The sequence below is a fragment of the Streptomyces sp. NPDC101166 genome, assembly GCF_044768125.1.
Taxonomy (GTDB): domain Bacteria; phylum Actinomycetota; class Actinomycetes; order Streptomycetales; family Streptomycetaceae; genus Streptomyces.
Genome location: NZ_JBIWPF010000006.1, coordinates 292,360 through 306,379 on the forward strand (window position 1 = coordinate 292,360; position 14,020 = coordinate 306,379).

Genomic DNA, 14,020 nt, shown 5'->3' on the forward strand with positions numbered 1-14,020 from the left:
CCCGCCCCGGCGACGCGCCCTGTCCGTGCCGGGGCGGTCCGGGGCCGCCCCGCAGTTGCCCGGCGGCAGCTCAGCCGGCGGCGGCGAGGACCAGGGGCAGCACCGGTCCGCTGCCCGCCCGGCGCAGCAGGCGGGCGGCGACGGCGAGGGTCCAGCCCGAGTCCGTGCAGTCGTCGACGAGCAGCACGGGTCCGGGGGCGAGGGCCAGCGCACGGGACAGTTCCTCGGGGACGGTGAAGGCGTCCGTCAGCGCCCGCAGGCGCTGGGCGGAGTTGCTGCGCCGCGCCGCGTGCGTGCCGTCCGGTCCGACGTGGCTCAGGGCGCCCAGGAAGGGCAGGCGGCCGACCCTCGCGATGCCCTCGGCGAGGGAGCCGACGAGCTGCGGGCGGGCCGACGACGGCACGGCGACGACGCCGACCGGCCGGGCGGAGGCGTCCGGAGCCTGCGACGCCCATCCCCCCGGGGAGCGCGCCCAGTCGGCCAGGACCGCCACGGCGGCCCGCAGGACGTCGTCGGGGACCGGTCCGTCCGGCGCGTTGTCCGCCAGCAGCGGGCGCAGCCGGTTGCCCCAGCCGATGTCGGAGAGCCGGCCCAGGGCTCGCCCGGTGGAACACTGTTCACCCGCCGGGATGCGCCCCTTGAGATCGACGCCCAGGGCGGGCATGCCCGTGGGCCACATCCGGCGCGGCTCGACCTCCACTCCCGGCCGGTCGAGCTCCTTCACCGCCCCCGTGAGCGCGTCGGCGGAAACGGCGGCATCGGCCCAGGGGCCCGCGCAGCTGTCGCACCGCCCGCACGGGGCTGCGCCCTCGTCGTCCAACTGCCGGCGCAGGAACTCCATGCGGCACCCGGTCGTGCTCACGTAGTCCCGCATGGCCTGCCGCTCGGCCGCCCGCTGTTCGGCGACCCAGGCGTAGCGCTCCTCGTCGTAGACCCACGGTTCCCCGGTGGAGATCCACCCGCCCTTGACCCGCTTGACCGCGCCGTCCACGTCGAGGACCTTCAGCATGGTCTCCAGACGGGTGCGCCGCAGGTCGACCAGGGCCTCCAGGGCCGGCACGGACAGGGGCCGGCCCGCGTCGGCGAGGGCCGAGAGGGTCTGACGGACCTGCGCCTCGGGCGGAAAGGCCGTGTCGGCGAAGTAGCGCCAGATGGCCTCGTCCTCCTTGCCCGGCAGCAGCAGCACGTCCGCGTGGGCCACACCGCGCCCCGCGCGCCCCACCTGCTGGTAGTAGGCGATCGGCGAGGACGGCGAGCCGAGGTGCACCACGAAGCCCAGGTCCGGCTTGTCGAAGCCCATGCCGAGCGCCGATGTCGCCACCAGCGCCTTGACGCGGTTTCCCAGCAGGTCCGCCTCCGCCTGCAGCCGGTCCGCGTTCTCCGTGCGCCCCGTGTACGACGCCACCCGGAAGCCGCGCTGCCGCAGGAACGCGGTGGCCTCCTCGGCCGCCGCCACCGTCAGCGCGTAGACGATTCCCGAGCCCGGCAGCTCGTCCAGGTGCTCGGCGAGCCAGGCCAGCCGATGCGCCGCGTCCGGCAGGCGCACCACCCCGAGCCGCAGGCTCTCGCGCTCCAGCGGGCCGCGCAGCACCAGGGCCTCGCCGGCGCCGGTGCCCAACTGCTCGGCCACGTCCGCCGTGACCCGCGCGTTGGCCGTCGCCGTCGTCGCCAGCACCGGCACCCCGGGGGCCAGCTCGGCGAGCATCGCGCGCAGCCGGCGGTAGTCCGGGCGGAAGTCGTGCCCCCAGTCGGAGATGCAGTGCGCCTCGTCGACCACCAGAAGACCGGTCGTCGCCGCGAGCTTGGGCAGCATGTGATCGCGGAAGTCCACGGAGTTCAGCCGCTCCGGACTCACCAGGAGCACGTCGGTCTCGCCCCGCTCGACCTCCTCCTGGATGGCGTCCCACTCCTCCGGATTGGCCGAGTTGATCGTCCGCGCCCGGATGCCGGCGCGGGCCGCCGACTCGACCTGGTTGCGCATCAACGCCAGCAGCGGCGAGACGATCACCGTCGGTCCGCCACCGCGTCGGCGCAGCAGCGCTGTGGCGACGAAGTACACCGCGGACTTGCCCCAGCCGGTGCGCTGCACCACCAGGGCGCGCCGCCGCTCCCGCACCAGAGCGTCCACCGCCTGCCACTGGTCCTCGCGCAACCGCGCCGCCCCTGGGGCGGCTCCGACGAGCTCGGCGAGGATGGCATCGGCTTCGGCGCGCAGCTCCGTAACGTCCATGCCCCCATGCAACCCGACGCCACGGACAATCGGCCACTTCACCCCGGTTACCGTGCGCAACCGGCCGGGCGCTCTGGCGACTCCCCCGCACCGCCTTCAGCGGCTCGACCGGGGGAAACTCGCCTCCCACAAGGGGTTAACAGAGCGTGTACGGCGGGCACACGCGTCACGGCGCACCTCATTGGGTAGGGATATATGACTCGCACCGCCACATAACGGTCGGTGGCCCCAATTGCTCGTTGCCGCATCCAAGTTCGACAGGAAGAATTGAGTTCCGCTCCCCGCACGGTTCGTCCGTGGTCCGGCAGGGCCTTGCTGCGGTGTGCGCTCCCCCCGAATCCGACCCGCCCCCTGTGTGGGCCGTAGCCGAAGGGAGGCTCGTGACCTTCGGATTCGCTCCGTCCTCGGCGGCATCATCGTCCACGTCCACCGCTTCCGCCAACCGCTTGCTCGAGCCTGCCGAGTGGGCCGCGGCGGGGATTCCGCTGCTGCGCAACCCTCGCGAGGTCGTCAGCGGGCTGCATGCGCGCCACCGGCCCCGGCCGGCCACCGCGGTCGTGGCCGTGCTCGATCCGGACGAACGGTTGCTGGCCAGCGCCTCGTTCACCCGCCGCCAGGCCCCGGCCGACGGCTGGATGTTCCGCAACGCGCTGCTCTCGCAACTGCGCCGGGTCATCCCGCACGACCTGCGCCGCCGCACCCCGGTGCGCACCGCCGTGCTGCTCTACTGCCGTGACGGCGACGCCCGCTGGACGGAGGAGGACGGCGCGTGGATGTGGGGCCTGCGTGACGCCTGCACACTGCACGGTCTGCGCTGCGGGTCGTACATCACGCTGACCCGGGACGGCTGGCAGGTCCTCGGCGAGGGCCGCGGCGGCCGCCGCCCCAACGCGGACTCCTCTCCGGAGCCCTTCGCCCTGTCCGAGGCGCCGCCTCCGCTGCCCCGCACAGGCGGCGCCGCCTCGGAGGTCCTGCGCCGAGCCGCCGCCCGCTGAGCGCGGACGCCGGCGCGAGCCGGACGCGACACGGGCACCCGCCCCTCACGAAGCAGCCACCCGCCCCGGAAGGCCGACCGTTGTCACGGCCACCTTCCGGGCAGGGGAACGGCTTGCGCAGGCACAACCGCCTCGCGGCAGGACGGGAAACGCTTGCCCGCATCTCCGCCCCGAGGCGGACTCCCTCCGGAGGGCTGAGCGGAGTGCACCCACGACGAGGAGACCCCCGTCCGGCGCTCAGCACCGCATGGTTCACGGCGCTGCTCACGGCCTGCACGACCTTTGGCCGACCCGGCGGACCGGAGCGAACCACCGGGACCACCTACGCAGGTGCCGCCCTGAAGCCGCCTCCGCCCGCTCACCGCCCCCGGCGTCGGACTGCGCCGCTCACGCGGTTACGCGTGCAGGACGGTCGCTCGTCCCCGCCGGGCGCCGGCTCAGGAAACGCCGGCGGTTCACGGCTGCCCGAGCCGGCCCCGGCCGGACGCCATGATCCCCCGTCAACCGGGCGTGCGGAGTCGCGCCTCGGAGGCAGCCGCGACCGCGACGCCTCCTCCGCCCCGCTTGCGCACCCCGATGCTCACCGGGGTGACCGCAACCGGCTCGGCTCAGACGCCCGCGCCCAGCACGGCGTTGACCTGCTGCGGGTCACCGCAGACGATCAGCAGCGTGCCGGCCCGCTTGTGGGCGAGCGGCAGAGCGGTGGCGGCCACGGTCTCGGGACCGCCGTTGACGGCGACCACGACGACGGGCCGCACGGCGGCGCGGTCCACAGCGGCGGCAGCGGCGTAGAAGACGTCGTCTCCCGCGTCGTGCTGCGCCCAGTAGGACGCCTCGCCGAAGCTCAACTCATGGGCCGCCCAGGGGTGCTGCTCGCCGGTGGTGAGCACGAGCACCTCACCCGGGGCGCGCCCCGAGTCCAGGAGCAGGTCCACGGCCTCCTCTGCGGCGTCCAGAGCACCCTCGGCCGAGGCCGGGATGAGCTGGACCTGAGGAGTCGCCGGGGCGGCCGGCGAAGCGGCGGGGACGGCCGGGGCCGAGGGCCCGGGCTTGGCGGCGTCACGCTGTGCGCGCTGCGCGGGCGGCGTGGGCCGGACGGGACCAGGACGTCCCGGACGCGACGGAGCCGCGGGACGGGGACCAGGTACGGGTCGAGGGGTCTGCGCGGTGCGGCTGCTGGCCGGAGTGGCGCGGGGACCCTGGGCACTCTCGTGAATCTGAGGCTCCTCGGGAATGAGAGGCATGGGCTGTTGTCTATCAAACGTTGGTGCGGCTCGCGCCAGCAGGTGGCACATCAGTGCGAGCGGAATCGTCAGAAGTCGAAGCCGAGCTGACCCTCGATCTCCGGAACGCTTCCGTCCGCCCAGCTGCGGGTCTTCTTGAGGTGCCGCCACTGGGGCAGCGCATCAAGATACGCCCACGACAACCGGTGGTACGGGGTGGGTCCCCGTTCCGCCAGTGCGGCCTTGTGCACGGGTGACGGATACCCGGCATTGTCCGCAAAGCCGAAGTCTGCATGGTCGATGCCCAGTTCGGCCATCATTTTGTCGCGCCGAACCTTGGCGATCACCGATGCCGCCGCGACCGCGACGCACGACCGGTCCCCCTTGATGACGGTGCGGACCTTCCACGGGGTGCCGAGGTAGTCGTGCTTCCCGTCGAGGATCACCGCGTCGGGACGTATCGGCAGAGCGTCCAGTGCGCGCACCGCGGCGAGCCGCAGCGCCGCCGTCATCCCGAGGTCGTCGATCTCCTCCGGAGAGGCGTGACCCAGGGCGTAGGACGTGACCCACTCCTCCAACGCCACGACGAGCTCGTTGCGACGCTTGACGGAGAGGAGCTTGGAGTCGGTGAGGCCGACGGGCGGCCGGCGCAGTCCGGTGACCGCCGCGCAGACGGTGACGGGACCGGCCCAGGCACCGCGACCCACCTCGTCGACACCGGCAATGACCTTCGCTCCGGTCGTGGCGCGGAGGGAGCGCTCGACGGTGTGAGTGGGTGGTTCGTACGGCATGGCGACCTTAGGGTACGCCGCCGGGATCCCCGCGCGACACCCCGGTTTCCCCACACGCGCGTGGAAGGCGGCGAGAGCCCTCCACAAACCACCCCAACCCCCCTCCAGAAGTGCACGGTTGACCAGAAGACGACACCCCGACGATCACCCTCGGTCCGCTCACCGACGGGACGCCGGGGAAACAGCCCTCCGACTCTTCCCGCAGCGACAGCCCCGACGGCGGACCGAGTTGGCCGGCCCGCCGCCGACCGCCCGCGTGCCGCGACGCCGATCCGACCGCCCACCCGCCGCCGCTCGGAGTCCCCGAACAGAACGAAGACCATCACGGGCCACAGCGCCCGCGCCAAGTGCATGAACCGCATGACCATCCCCCGACACTCCCCGCATCACTCTCAATCCTCGCTTCGGACATCACCACCGGTGCGGCACTCGCATCGCACACAGCGGATACTCGAAGAACGGGTCCTGGTCACGCAGAGTTCCCGTCGAACACGGAGAGTTTTCGGCTATCCGGTCCGAGGCGTCCATCCGGGCAGGTCCTCCACCTGTGCCGCCCAGGCGCCGGGAGGAGCCCCGGCCTTGCCCGACGCGAGCACGCCGCCCACGATGGCGCAGGTCGTGTCCACGTCCCCACCCACCTGCGCGGTCGTCCAGAACCCCTTCTCGAAGTCGCCGAGGGCGCGGGCGGCGGACCACAGCGCGAACGGCACCGTGTCGTGCGCCGTCGTGCGCCGTCCGCAGCCGAGAACGGCCGCCACGGTGCTCGCGTCGCCGTAGTCGAGCATGTCGCGGGCCCGCCGCAGACCGGCGCCGACGGCGCTCTTGGGGACGAGGGCGATGACGCCGTCGAGAAGGGCCTCCGGGGCGGGCGGACCCCCCGGAGCGCCGACCAACGCGGCCGCCGCGGCGACCGCCATGGCCCCGACCACGGCCTCCCGGTGCTGGTGCGTGGGGTAGGCGGAGATCTCCGCCTGGTGGGTGGCCTGTTCGGGGTCGTCGGCGTACCAGGCGCCCAACGGGGCGATCCGCATGGCGGCGCCGTTGCCCCAGGAGCCCTGACCGTTGAAGAGGGCGGCGGACAGCTCACGCCAGTCGCCGCCCTCCCGGACCAGCCTGAGGAGTCGGTTGACGGCCGGGCCGTAGCCGCGGTCGAAGTCGTGGTGCTCGGCGAACGAGCGGGCCAGCGCGTCCTGGTCGATCCGGTGGTGGGCGGCCAGCACGGCGACCACGGAACAGGCCATCTCCGTGTCGTCCGTCCACTGCCAGGGACCGGCCGGCAGCTCCCGGCGCTTGAGCAACGGATAGTTCACCGGCACGAAGAACTGCGAGCCCAGCGCGTCCCCCACCGCGAGCCCACACAGAGAAGCCAGAGCGCGCTCCAGGCGCCCCTCATAAGAGAAGTCAATGGTCATCGCTCTGCCACTCTAATTCGTCACCGAAGAATCGTCACCGAAGAATCCGGCACCACCAGCGCAGCTCCGCTCGTCCGGGCCGTGCTGCTCAGGCCGTGGTCGCCGGTGCCGTCCTCGCACGCGCTCAAGCCCTTCAGCGGGCCCTCGGCGGCGCGGCCCGTGGAGGCGTCTATCCGGAGATCCCGTACGGCTCCGGGTCTCGCCAGCGGTCGAACGGGCGGTTCAGGGCGTACTTGCCGTCGTCTCCGAGAACGAGCATCCGCATCTCGGCGTTCCCGGGGTTCGACAGTGACTCGAATTCGGCGACCGTCCAGTGGAACCAGCGCATGCAGAACAGGCGCATGGCGAGGCCGTGGGTCACGATCAGGACGTTCGGCGGGTGGTCGGGGTCCTCGAAGCTGCGGAAAAGGCTCTCCAGGAAGCCGCCGACCCGGTCGTACACGTCGGCCCCGCTCTCCCCCTGCGCGAACCGGTAGAAGAAGTGCCCGTAGGCGTCGCGATAGGCCTTCTGCAGACGGACGTCGTCGCGGTCCTGCCAGTTGCCCCAGTCCTGCTCCCGCAGCCGGGGCTCCTCGCGGACCCGTATGTGGTCCGGGTCGAGGTGGAAGGCCTTGAGGGTCTCGTGCGTGCGTCTGTAGGGCGACACGTACACGCTGACGCGCTCGCCGCCGAACACCTCCCGCAGGGTCTCGCCCGTCTCCTCCGCCTGCCTCACACCCCGTTCGGTCAGAGCCAGAGCGTGGTCGGGTTCACGCTCGTACACGGTGTCATCAACATTGCCCGTTGACTCCCCGTGCCGGACAAGGACGATGCGCCGTGGTCGTGCCATGCCAAAACCCTAGATCGGATGGCGGCCGATCGAGCACTCGTAAGCCCTTCATACAGCGTAGGTCACACGAAGTCCGCACCGGGTGACATCGCGAAACGCTCGCGCGAGCGGCCGGCGATCAGACCGTCCAGGCCGGTTCGAGCCGCACGATGTCGCCGGTGAGAGAGGAGATGTCCGCCTCTGTCTGGGCCCGCAACGCGAGTCGCTCGACGCGTTCGGTCCGGTACTTGCCGTGCTCGGCCTCCGAGCGCCACATCGACAGCACCAGGAACTCGTGTCCCGGCGCCTCCGCGAACAACCCGCGGATCATGCCCGGCGAACCGGCCATCGCGGGGTTCCACACCTTCTCCTGCATCAGCGTGAAGTGCTCGGCGCGCTCCTCGCGCACCCTGCACAGAGCGACCCGGAGCAGGTCGGCGTCGGTGAAGCGGGGCTCGAAGCCCGTCTTCACGTCGAAGCGGTAGTCGAAGAGCCGTACCTGGGCGTCCTTGAAGGTGCCCGCCTGGGCCGTCGCGAGCCGGTCATGGGAGCGCGCCATGAAGGAGTCGTAGAAGGCGCGGCTCTCCCAGAAGGCGAAGACGTGCGCGACCGAGGGCCGCGCCCTGCTCCAGCCGCCGCCCTGCCCCCGGAACCCCGGCTCCCCCGGAAGCCCCGCCCACTTCCGCTGCCCCCGTTCGAAACCGCGGCGGTCCACCACGGTGCAGCGAATCCACTTGACCAGCACCGCGCCATGGTAAGGCCCCAAGGCGTGGCGTCGGTCACGTTCGGACGGGAAGCAGCCGTGCGGGCGCTCACGCTCGCGTGGCAGGATGGACAACCGGCCCTGGTGATCAGGGAGTTCAGGGCGGCACACCCGCAACGGGGAGGGAAGTGACGGTGAACGGCCTCAACAAGGCGATCGGCAAGGTCGAGACAGCGGTGAAGTGGGACCCGAGTCCGGCGGGGGAGCCACCCACCGACCTGGACCTCGTCGCCGCGACCTACCTGAGCGAGGACCCTGAGGCGGAGCCCGCCTACGTGGTGCATTTCGACAGCCGCTCCCCCGACGGCACCATCTTCCTCAACCGCGACAGCAGGGACGGCAAGGGCTTCGGCTGGGACGAGGTCATGACACTGGAGCTGGACCGGCTCGACGCGCGGTACGTGCGGGTGGTGGTCGGCGTGGTCATACAGCAGCGCCCCGCGCACCGGACGTTCGTCAGCGTGATCAACCCCGCCGTGCGCATCCGTGAGGGTTACACGGACCTGGCGACGGACGACTTCGGCGGCGTCCTCGGGTCGACGGCCGCGACGATCGCGGAGTTCGTGCGCGTGCCGCCCGTCGGCTGGACGTTCCGCCCCGGAGTCCAGGGCTACGAGGGCGACCCGGCGGACTTCGGCCGCATCATGGGCCGCACGCGCCACGCCTGAGACCGCGCTGCCCGTGCCACCGCACTCCTGAACCGCACGCGCGAGGGCGGTGGAGCCGCACATCGGCTCCACCGCCCTCCGCCAGGTCACTCACCCCTGGCAGGCGTGCCCGGGATCAGCTGCAGCCGCTGGTCGAGCCGCAGCCCTCGCAGATGTAGCAGGAACCGGCGCGCTGCATCTTCGTGCCGCAGGAGAAGCACAGCGGGGCGTCGGCCTGGATGCCCAGCTGCATCTCCACCAGCTCGGCGCTGGTGTGGGCCTGCGTCGGGGCGGGCTTGGCCGCCTCGGACTCGGCCTTGGGCGTGGCGACGGCCTTCAGGTCCGTCTGACGCGGAGCCGACTGGGCCAGACCCTCGACGTCGACGTCCTCCTCGGCCGGCTCGTACGAACCGGTCTCCAGGTGACGCTGACGCTCCTCGGCGGAGTGGATACCGAGCGCGGAGCGCGTCTCGAAGGGCAGGAAGTCGAGCGCCAGGCGGCGGAAGATGTAGTCGACGATCGACTGGGCCATCCGCACGTCCGGGTCGTCCGTCATACCGGCCGGCTCGAAGCGCATGTTGGTGAACTTCGAGACGTACGTCTCCAGAGGCACGCCGTACTGAAGGCCGACGGAGACCGCGATGGAGAAGGCGTCCATCATGCCCGCGAGAGTCGAGCCCTGCTTGGACATCTTCAGGAAGACCTCGCCGAGACCGTCGTCCGGGTAGGAGTTGGCGGTCATGTAGCCCTCGGCCCCGCCGACCGTGAAGGAGGTGGTGATGCCGGGACGGCCCTTGGGCAGGCGCTTGCGGACCGGGCGGTACTCGACCACCTTCTCGACCGCGGCGCGGATCGCCTCCTCGGCCTTCTCCGTGATCTCGACCTTCTCCTTCTCCTTGGTCTTCGCGGAGAGGGGCTGGCCGACCTTGCAGTTGTCGCGGTAGATCGCGAGCGCCTTGACGCCGAGCTTCCAGGCCTCGAAGTAGATCTCCTCGACCTCCTCGACGGTCGCCGACTCCGGCATGTTGACCGTCTTGGAGATGGCACCGGAGATCCAGGGCTGGATCGCGGCCATCATGCGCACGTGGCCCATCGGGGAGATGGCGCGCTCGCCCATGGCGCAGTCGAACACCTCGTAGTGCTCGGGCTTGAGGCTGGGGGCGTCGATCACATTGCCGTTGTCGGCGATGTGGGCGACGATCGCCTCGATCTGCTCCTCCTGGTATCCCAGGCGGCGCAGGGCCTGCGGGACGGTGCCGTTGACGATCTGCATCGAGCCGCCGCCGACCAGCTTCTTGAACTTGACCAGAGCGAGGTCGGGCTCGACGCCGGTGGTGTCGCAGGACATCGCCAGACCGATGGTGCCGGTCGGGGCGAGCACGGACGCCTGGGAGTTGCGGAAGCCGTTCTTCTCGCCGAGGCGCAGCACGTCCTGCCAGGCCTCGGTGGCCGCCGCCCACACCGGGGTGTCGAGGTCGTCCATGCGGGTGGCCGTGCCGTTGGCGTCGGCGTGCTGCTTCATGACGCGCTTGTGGGCGTCGGCGTTGCGGGCGTAGCCGTCGTAGGGGCCGACGACCGAGGCGAGTTCGGCGGAGCGCCGGTACGACGTGCCGGTCATCAGGGAGGTGATGGCGCCGGCGAGGGCGCGGCCGCCGTCGGAGTCGTAGGCGTGGCCGGTCGCCATCAGCAGGGCGCCGAGGTTGGCGTAGCCGATGCCCAGCTGGCGGTACGCGCGGGTGTTCTCGCCGATCTTCTGGGTGGGGAAGTCCGCGAAGCAGATGGAGATGTCCATCGCGGTGATGACGAGCTCGACGACCTTCTGGAACCGCTCGGCCTCGAAGGACTGGTTGCCCTTGCCGTCGTCCTTGAGGAACTTCATCAGGTTCAGCGAGGCGAGGTTGCAGGACGTGTTGTCCAGGTGCATGTACTCGCTGCAGGGGTTCGAGCCGTTGATGCGGCCGGACTCCGGGCAGGTGTGCCAGTGGTTGATCGTGTCGTCGTACTGGATGCCGGGGTCGGCGCAGGCCCACGCGGCGTCGGCCATCTTGCGGAAGAGCGACTTGGCGTCGACCTCCTCGATGACCTCGCCGGTCATGCGGGACGTCAGCCCGAACTTGCCGCCCTGCTCGACGGCCTTCATGAACGTGTCGTTCACGCGGACCGAGTTGTTGGCGTTCTGGTACTGGACGGACGTGATGTCGTCCCCGCCCAGGTCCATGTCGAAGCCCGCGTCGCGCAGGGCGCGGATCTTCTCCTCTTCCTTCACCTTGGTCTGGATGAAGTCCTCGATGTCGGGGTGGTCGACGTCGAGGATGACCATCTTGGCGGCACGGCGGGTGGCGCCGCCCGACTTGATGGTGCCGGCGGAGGCGTCGGCGCCGCGCATGAAGGAGACCGGGCCGGAGGCGTTGCCGCCGGAGGAGAGCAGTTCCTTGGAGGAACGGATCCGGGACAGGTTCAGGCCGGCGCCGGAGCCGCCCTTGAAGATCATGCCCTCTTCCTTGTACCAGTCGAGGATCGACTCCATGGAGTCGTCGACGGCCAGGATGAAGCAGGCGGAGACCTGCTGGGGCTGCGGGGTGCCGACGTTGAACCAGACAGGGCTGTTGAAGCTGAAGACCTGGTGCAGGAGGGCGTAGGCCAGCTCGTGTTCGAAGATCTCGGCGTCGGCGGGCGAGGCGAAGTAGCTGTAGTCCTCGCCGGCCTTCCGGTACGTCTTCACGATCCGGTCGATCAGCTGCTTGAGGCCGACCTCGCGCTGCGGGGTGCCGACGGCGCCCCGGAAGTACTTGCTGGTGACGATGTTGACCGCGTTCACCGACCAGAAGTCGGGGAACTCGACGCCACGCTGCTCGAAGTTGACCGAGCCGTCGCGCCAGTTGGTCATGACGACGTCACGACGCTCCCACGCGACCTCGTCGTACGGGTGTACGCCGGGCGTGGTGTGGATGCGCTCGATACGCAGCCCCTTGGTGGCCTTGGCGCCCTTCGCTCGGGAACCTCGTGCCGGACCGCTCGCCGTCTCTGTCATGCCGCCTCCCTGTACAGGCAAAAACGCCCTGAAATGCCACGATGTTCCCGTGGCACGGTGTTGTCTGTGATGTCGCGGGCGCGCTCGCCTGTCGCCCGTGACACGTCTTCGTCCGCCGCCGCCCGGCCGGGCCCGGGGCCTCCGCCCGGTTCCGGCCCGTCGGTCAGTCGGCGGCGTGCGCGGGCTCGGGGACCTGGACGGTCCCTCCGGGTCCCGCGTCGTCTTCCCGGCTCCCCGTGACAGCGCCCTTGTCGTCCTCGCGGTCGTCGTCGTCCGCGGCGGGGCGCCCCGTCTCCCTGAGTTCCGTGATCGCGGTCTCGAAGTCCTCGAGCGAGTCGAAGGCCCGGTAGACCGAGGCGAACCGCAGATAGGCGACGAGATCGAGTTCCTGCAGCGGGCCGAGTATGGCCAGGCCCACGTCGTGGGTGGTCAGCTCGGCGCTTCCGGTGGCCCGCACCGCCTCCTCGACCCGCTGCCCGAGCTGGGCGAGCGCGTCCTCGGTGACCGGCCGTCCCTGGCACGCCTTGCGGACGCCGTTGATGACCTTGGTGCGACTGAAAGGCTCGGTGACTCCGGACCGCTTGACCACCATGAGCGAACAGGTCTCCACGGTCGTGAAACGACGGGAGCAGTCAGGGCACTGGCGGCGCCTGCGGATCGACGTGCCGTCGTCGGTCGTACGACTGTCGACGACGCGGCTGTCGGGGTGCCTGCAGAAGGGGCAGTGCATGGAACTCCAACCCTCCTCACAGCAGACTCAACAGCCTCGCCGGGCCTCTTCAGCCCCGCGAAGCAGCCCCCAGCATAGGCGATCCGCGACCATCCGAAGACAAGGGGGACCACAACACTTGGGCTGCTGTCGCAATCCAACCACTACATATGGGGCTTGACCCATACGACCAGGCAGTAGCGCGTGTCGCGGGCACACGGTCTCACCGCATGCGTCTTCGCCGTCACACGCCGCACCCGGCGACGCCCAGGCACACGCACGCGTGCGCGGCTGTATCGCGGCCGCGCTTGCGGGGATAGCGTGAGCGCCACAAGGGGAAGAGGTGGGACTCTCGGGCAGAGCCAGGCCTGATCCCGGATCACCGGAAGGACCGATGGCAGACTGAAGCGACGCCCCAGGAGGTCATCGGCCCGGCGGTGAAGACTACAACGGCGAGCCCGCCTCGACCTGCCGGGAAGCACGTCAGCCATACACCCAGACACATGATCAAGTCAGACAGTCCACGCTTTTTCACTCGAACGTGTGTTTGGCGCAACCTTTCGAAAGCAACTACCGTTGTCCAGCAGGGAGACAACGAGAGGGGCCGACGTGACCACCACCGCAGACAGTGCCACCATCACTGCCCAGGACCGCTCCCAGGGCCGAATCGATCCGGTGCATGCGATGAACGAAGCCACGAATCCCGAGGGGCACAAGCGCTCCCTGCCGGGGCGACCTCCAGGCATCCGGGCGGACAGCTCGGGACTCACCGACCGGCAGCGCCGGGTGATCGAGGTCATCAGGGATTCCGTTCAGCGGCGCGGATACCCGCCGTCCATGCGAGAGATCGGCCAGGCGGTCGGGCTGTCCAGCACGTCGTCGGTCGCACACCAGCTGATGGCATTGGAGCGCAAGGGCTTCCTGCGCCGCGACCCGCACCGCCCGCGCGCGTACGAGGTGCGCGGCTCGGACCAGGCGGCCTCCGTCCAGCCCACCGACACCGCCGGCAAGCCCGCCGCTTCGTACGTCCCGCTGGTCGGCCGGATCGCGGCCGGCGGCCCGATCCTCGCCGAGGAATCCGTCGAGGACGTCTTCCCGCTGCCCCGGCAGCTCGTCGGCGACGGTGAGCTCTTCGTGCTGAAGGTCGTGGGCGACTCCATGATCGAGGCCGCGATCTGCGACGGCGACTGGGTCACCGTCCGCCGCCAGCCGGTCGCGGAGAACGGTGACATCGTGGCCGCCATGCTCGACGGCGAGGCGACCGTCAAGCGCTTCAAGCGCGAGGACGGCCATGTGTGGCTGCTCCCGCACAACGCGGCCTACGAGCCCATCCCCGGCGACGACGCGACCATCCTCGGCAAGGTGGTGGCCGTACTGCGCCGCGTCTGAGACGGCGGCGGACGGGCCTCCT

Annotated in this window: 11 protein-coding genes; 3 read left to right on the forward strand and 8 right to left on the reverse strand. The window is 70.7% G+C overall.

The features are described from left to right. Positions 1-70: 70 nt before the first annotated feature. The gene (locus tag ACIRS4_RS14035; RefSeq protein ID WP_404194586.1) at positions 71-2,230 is read right to left on the reverse strand and encodes a RecQ family ATP-dependent DNA helicase; all 2,160 of its coding nucleotides are present in this window, start codon (positions 2,228-2,230) and stop codon (positions 71-73) included. A 380-nt stretch (positions 2,231-2,610) separates the two neighbouring features. Between ACIRS4_RS14035 and ACIRS4_RS14040 the strand changes: the two genes are divergently transcribed. Further along, complete coding sequence (locus ACIRS4_RS14040; protein WP_404194589.1) at positions 2,611-3,225, forward strand: hypothetical protein; 615 nt, start codon at positions 2,611-2,613, stop codon at positions 3,223-3,225. Between the two features lie 608 nt (positions 3,226-3,833). Here the strand turns inward: ACIRS4_RS14040 and ACIRS4_RS14045 are convergent. From ACIRS4_RS14045 to ACIRS4_RS14065, 5 genes are all read right to left on the reverse strand, one after another. After that, on the reverse strand, positions 3,834-4,469 hold the full coding sequence (locus tag ACIRS4_RS14045) for a hypothetical protein (protein WP_404194592.1): 636 nt from the start codon (positions 4,467-4,469) through the stop codon (positions 3,834-3,836). A 68-nt stretch (positions 4,470-4,537) separates the two neighbouring features. After that, the gene (locus tag ACIRS4_RS14050) at positions 4,538-5,239 is read right to left on the reverse strand and encodes a ribonuclease HII (protein ID WP_404194594.1); all 702 of its coding nucleotides are present in this window, start codon (positions 5,237-5,239) and stop codon (positions 4,538-4,540) included. Positions 5,240-5,745: 506 nt separating this feature from the next. Continuing rightward, positions 5,746-6,651, reverse strand: a complete 906-nt coding sequence (locus ACIRS4_RS14055) for an ADP-ribosylglycohydrolase family protein (RefSeq protein WP_404194597.1) — start codon at positions 6,649-6,651, stop codon at positions 5,746-5,748. A 169-nt stretch (positions 6,652-6,820) separates the two neighbouring features. Continuing rightward, complete coding sequence (locus ACIRS4_RS14060) at positions 6,821-7,480, reverse strand: histidine phosphatase family protein (protein ID WP_404194600.1); 660 nt, start codon at positions 7,478-7,480, stop codon at positions 6,821-6,823. Between the two features lie 118 nt (positions 7,481-7,598). After that, positions 7,599-8,204 carry a YdbC family protein gene (locus tag ACIRS4_RS14065; protein ID WP_404194602.1) on the reverse strand — a complete coding sequence of 202 codons (606 nt, stop codon included), beginning with the start codon at positions 8,202-8,204 and terminating at the stop codon, positions 7,599-7,601. A gap of 146 nt (positions 8,205-8,350) precedes the next feature. On the opposite strand from ACIRS4_RS14065, the gene ACIRS4_RS14070 reads away from it, so the two are divergent. After that, positions 8,351-8,890 (forward strand): TerD family protein, encoded by a 540-nt coding sequence (locus ACIRS4_RS14070; RefSeq protein ID WP_404194605.1) that lies wholly within the window; start codon positions 8,351-8,353, stop codon positions 8,888-8,890. Positions 8,891-9,005: 115 nt separating this feature from the next. On the opposite strand, the gene ACIRS4_RS14075 is transcribed toward ACIRS4_RS14070, so the two are convergent. Both ACIRS4_RS14075 and nrdR read right to left on the reverse strand, forming a co-directional pair. Beyond that, on the reverse strand, positions 9,006-11,900 hold the full coding sequence (locus tag ACIRS4_RS14075; protein ID WP_404194607.1) for a vitamin B12-dependent ribonucleotide reductase: 2,895 nt from the start codon (positions 11,898-11,900) through the stop codon (positions 9,006-9,008). A 163-nt stretch (positions 11,901-12,063) separates the two neighbouring features. After that, complete coding sequence (nrdR, locus tag ACIRS4_RS14080; RefSeq protein WP_404194610.1) at positions 12,064-12,630, reverse strand: transcriptional regulator NrdR; 567 nt, start codon at positions 12,628-12,630, stop codon at positions 12,064-12,066. 588 nt (positions 12,631-13,218) lie between these two features. Here nrdR and lexA point away from each other — a divergent pair. Beyond that, positions 13,219-13,998 carry a transcriptional repressor LexA gene (gene lexA / locus ACIRS4_RS14085; protein ID WP_404194613.1) on the forward strand — a complete coding sequence of 260 codons (780 nt, stop codon included), beginning with the start codon at positions 13,219-13,221 and terminating at the stop codon, positions 13,996-13,998. Positions 13,999-14,020 lie beyond the last annotated feature (22 nt).

What these genes read in the sequence shown, in the direction of transcription:
- ACIRS4_RS14035 (WP_404194586.1), bottom strand. Translation starts at nt 2,230, where the DNA reads ATGGACGTTACGGAGCTGCGCGCCGAAGCCGATGCCATCCTCGCCGAG.
- ACIRS4_RS14045 (WP_404194592.1), bottom strand. Translation starts at nt 4,469, where the DNA reads ATGCCTCTCATTCCCGAGGAGCCTCAGATTCACGAGAGTGCCCAGGGT.
- ACIRS4_RS14050 (WP_404194594.1), bottom strand. Translation starts at nt 5,239, where the DNA reads ATGCCGTACGAACCACCCACTCACACCGTCGAGCGCTCCCTCCGCGCC.
- ACIRS4_RS14055 (WP_404194597.1), bottom strand. Translation starts at nt 6,651, where the DNA reads ATGACCATTGACTTCTCTTATGAGGGGCGCCTGGAGCGCGCTCTGGCT.
- ACIRS4_RS14060 (WP_404194600.1), bottom strand. Translation starts at nt 7,480, where the DNA reads ATGGCACGACCACGGCGCATCGTCCTTGTCCGGCACGGGGAGTCAACG.
- ACIRS4_RS14075 (WP_404194607.1), bottom strand. Translation starts at nt 11,900, where the DNA reads ATGACAGAGACGGCGAGCGGTCCGGCACGAGGTTCCCGAGCGAAGGGC.
- nrdR (WP_404194610.1), bottom strand. Translation starts at nt 12,630, where the DNA reads ATGCACTGCCCCTTCTGCAGGCACCCCGACAGCCGCGTCGTCGACAGT.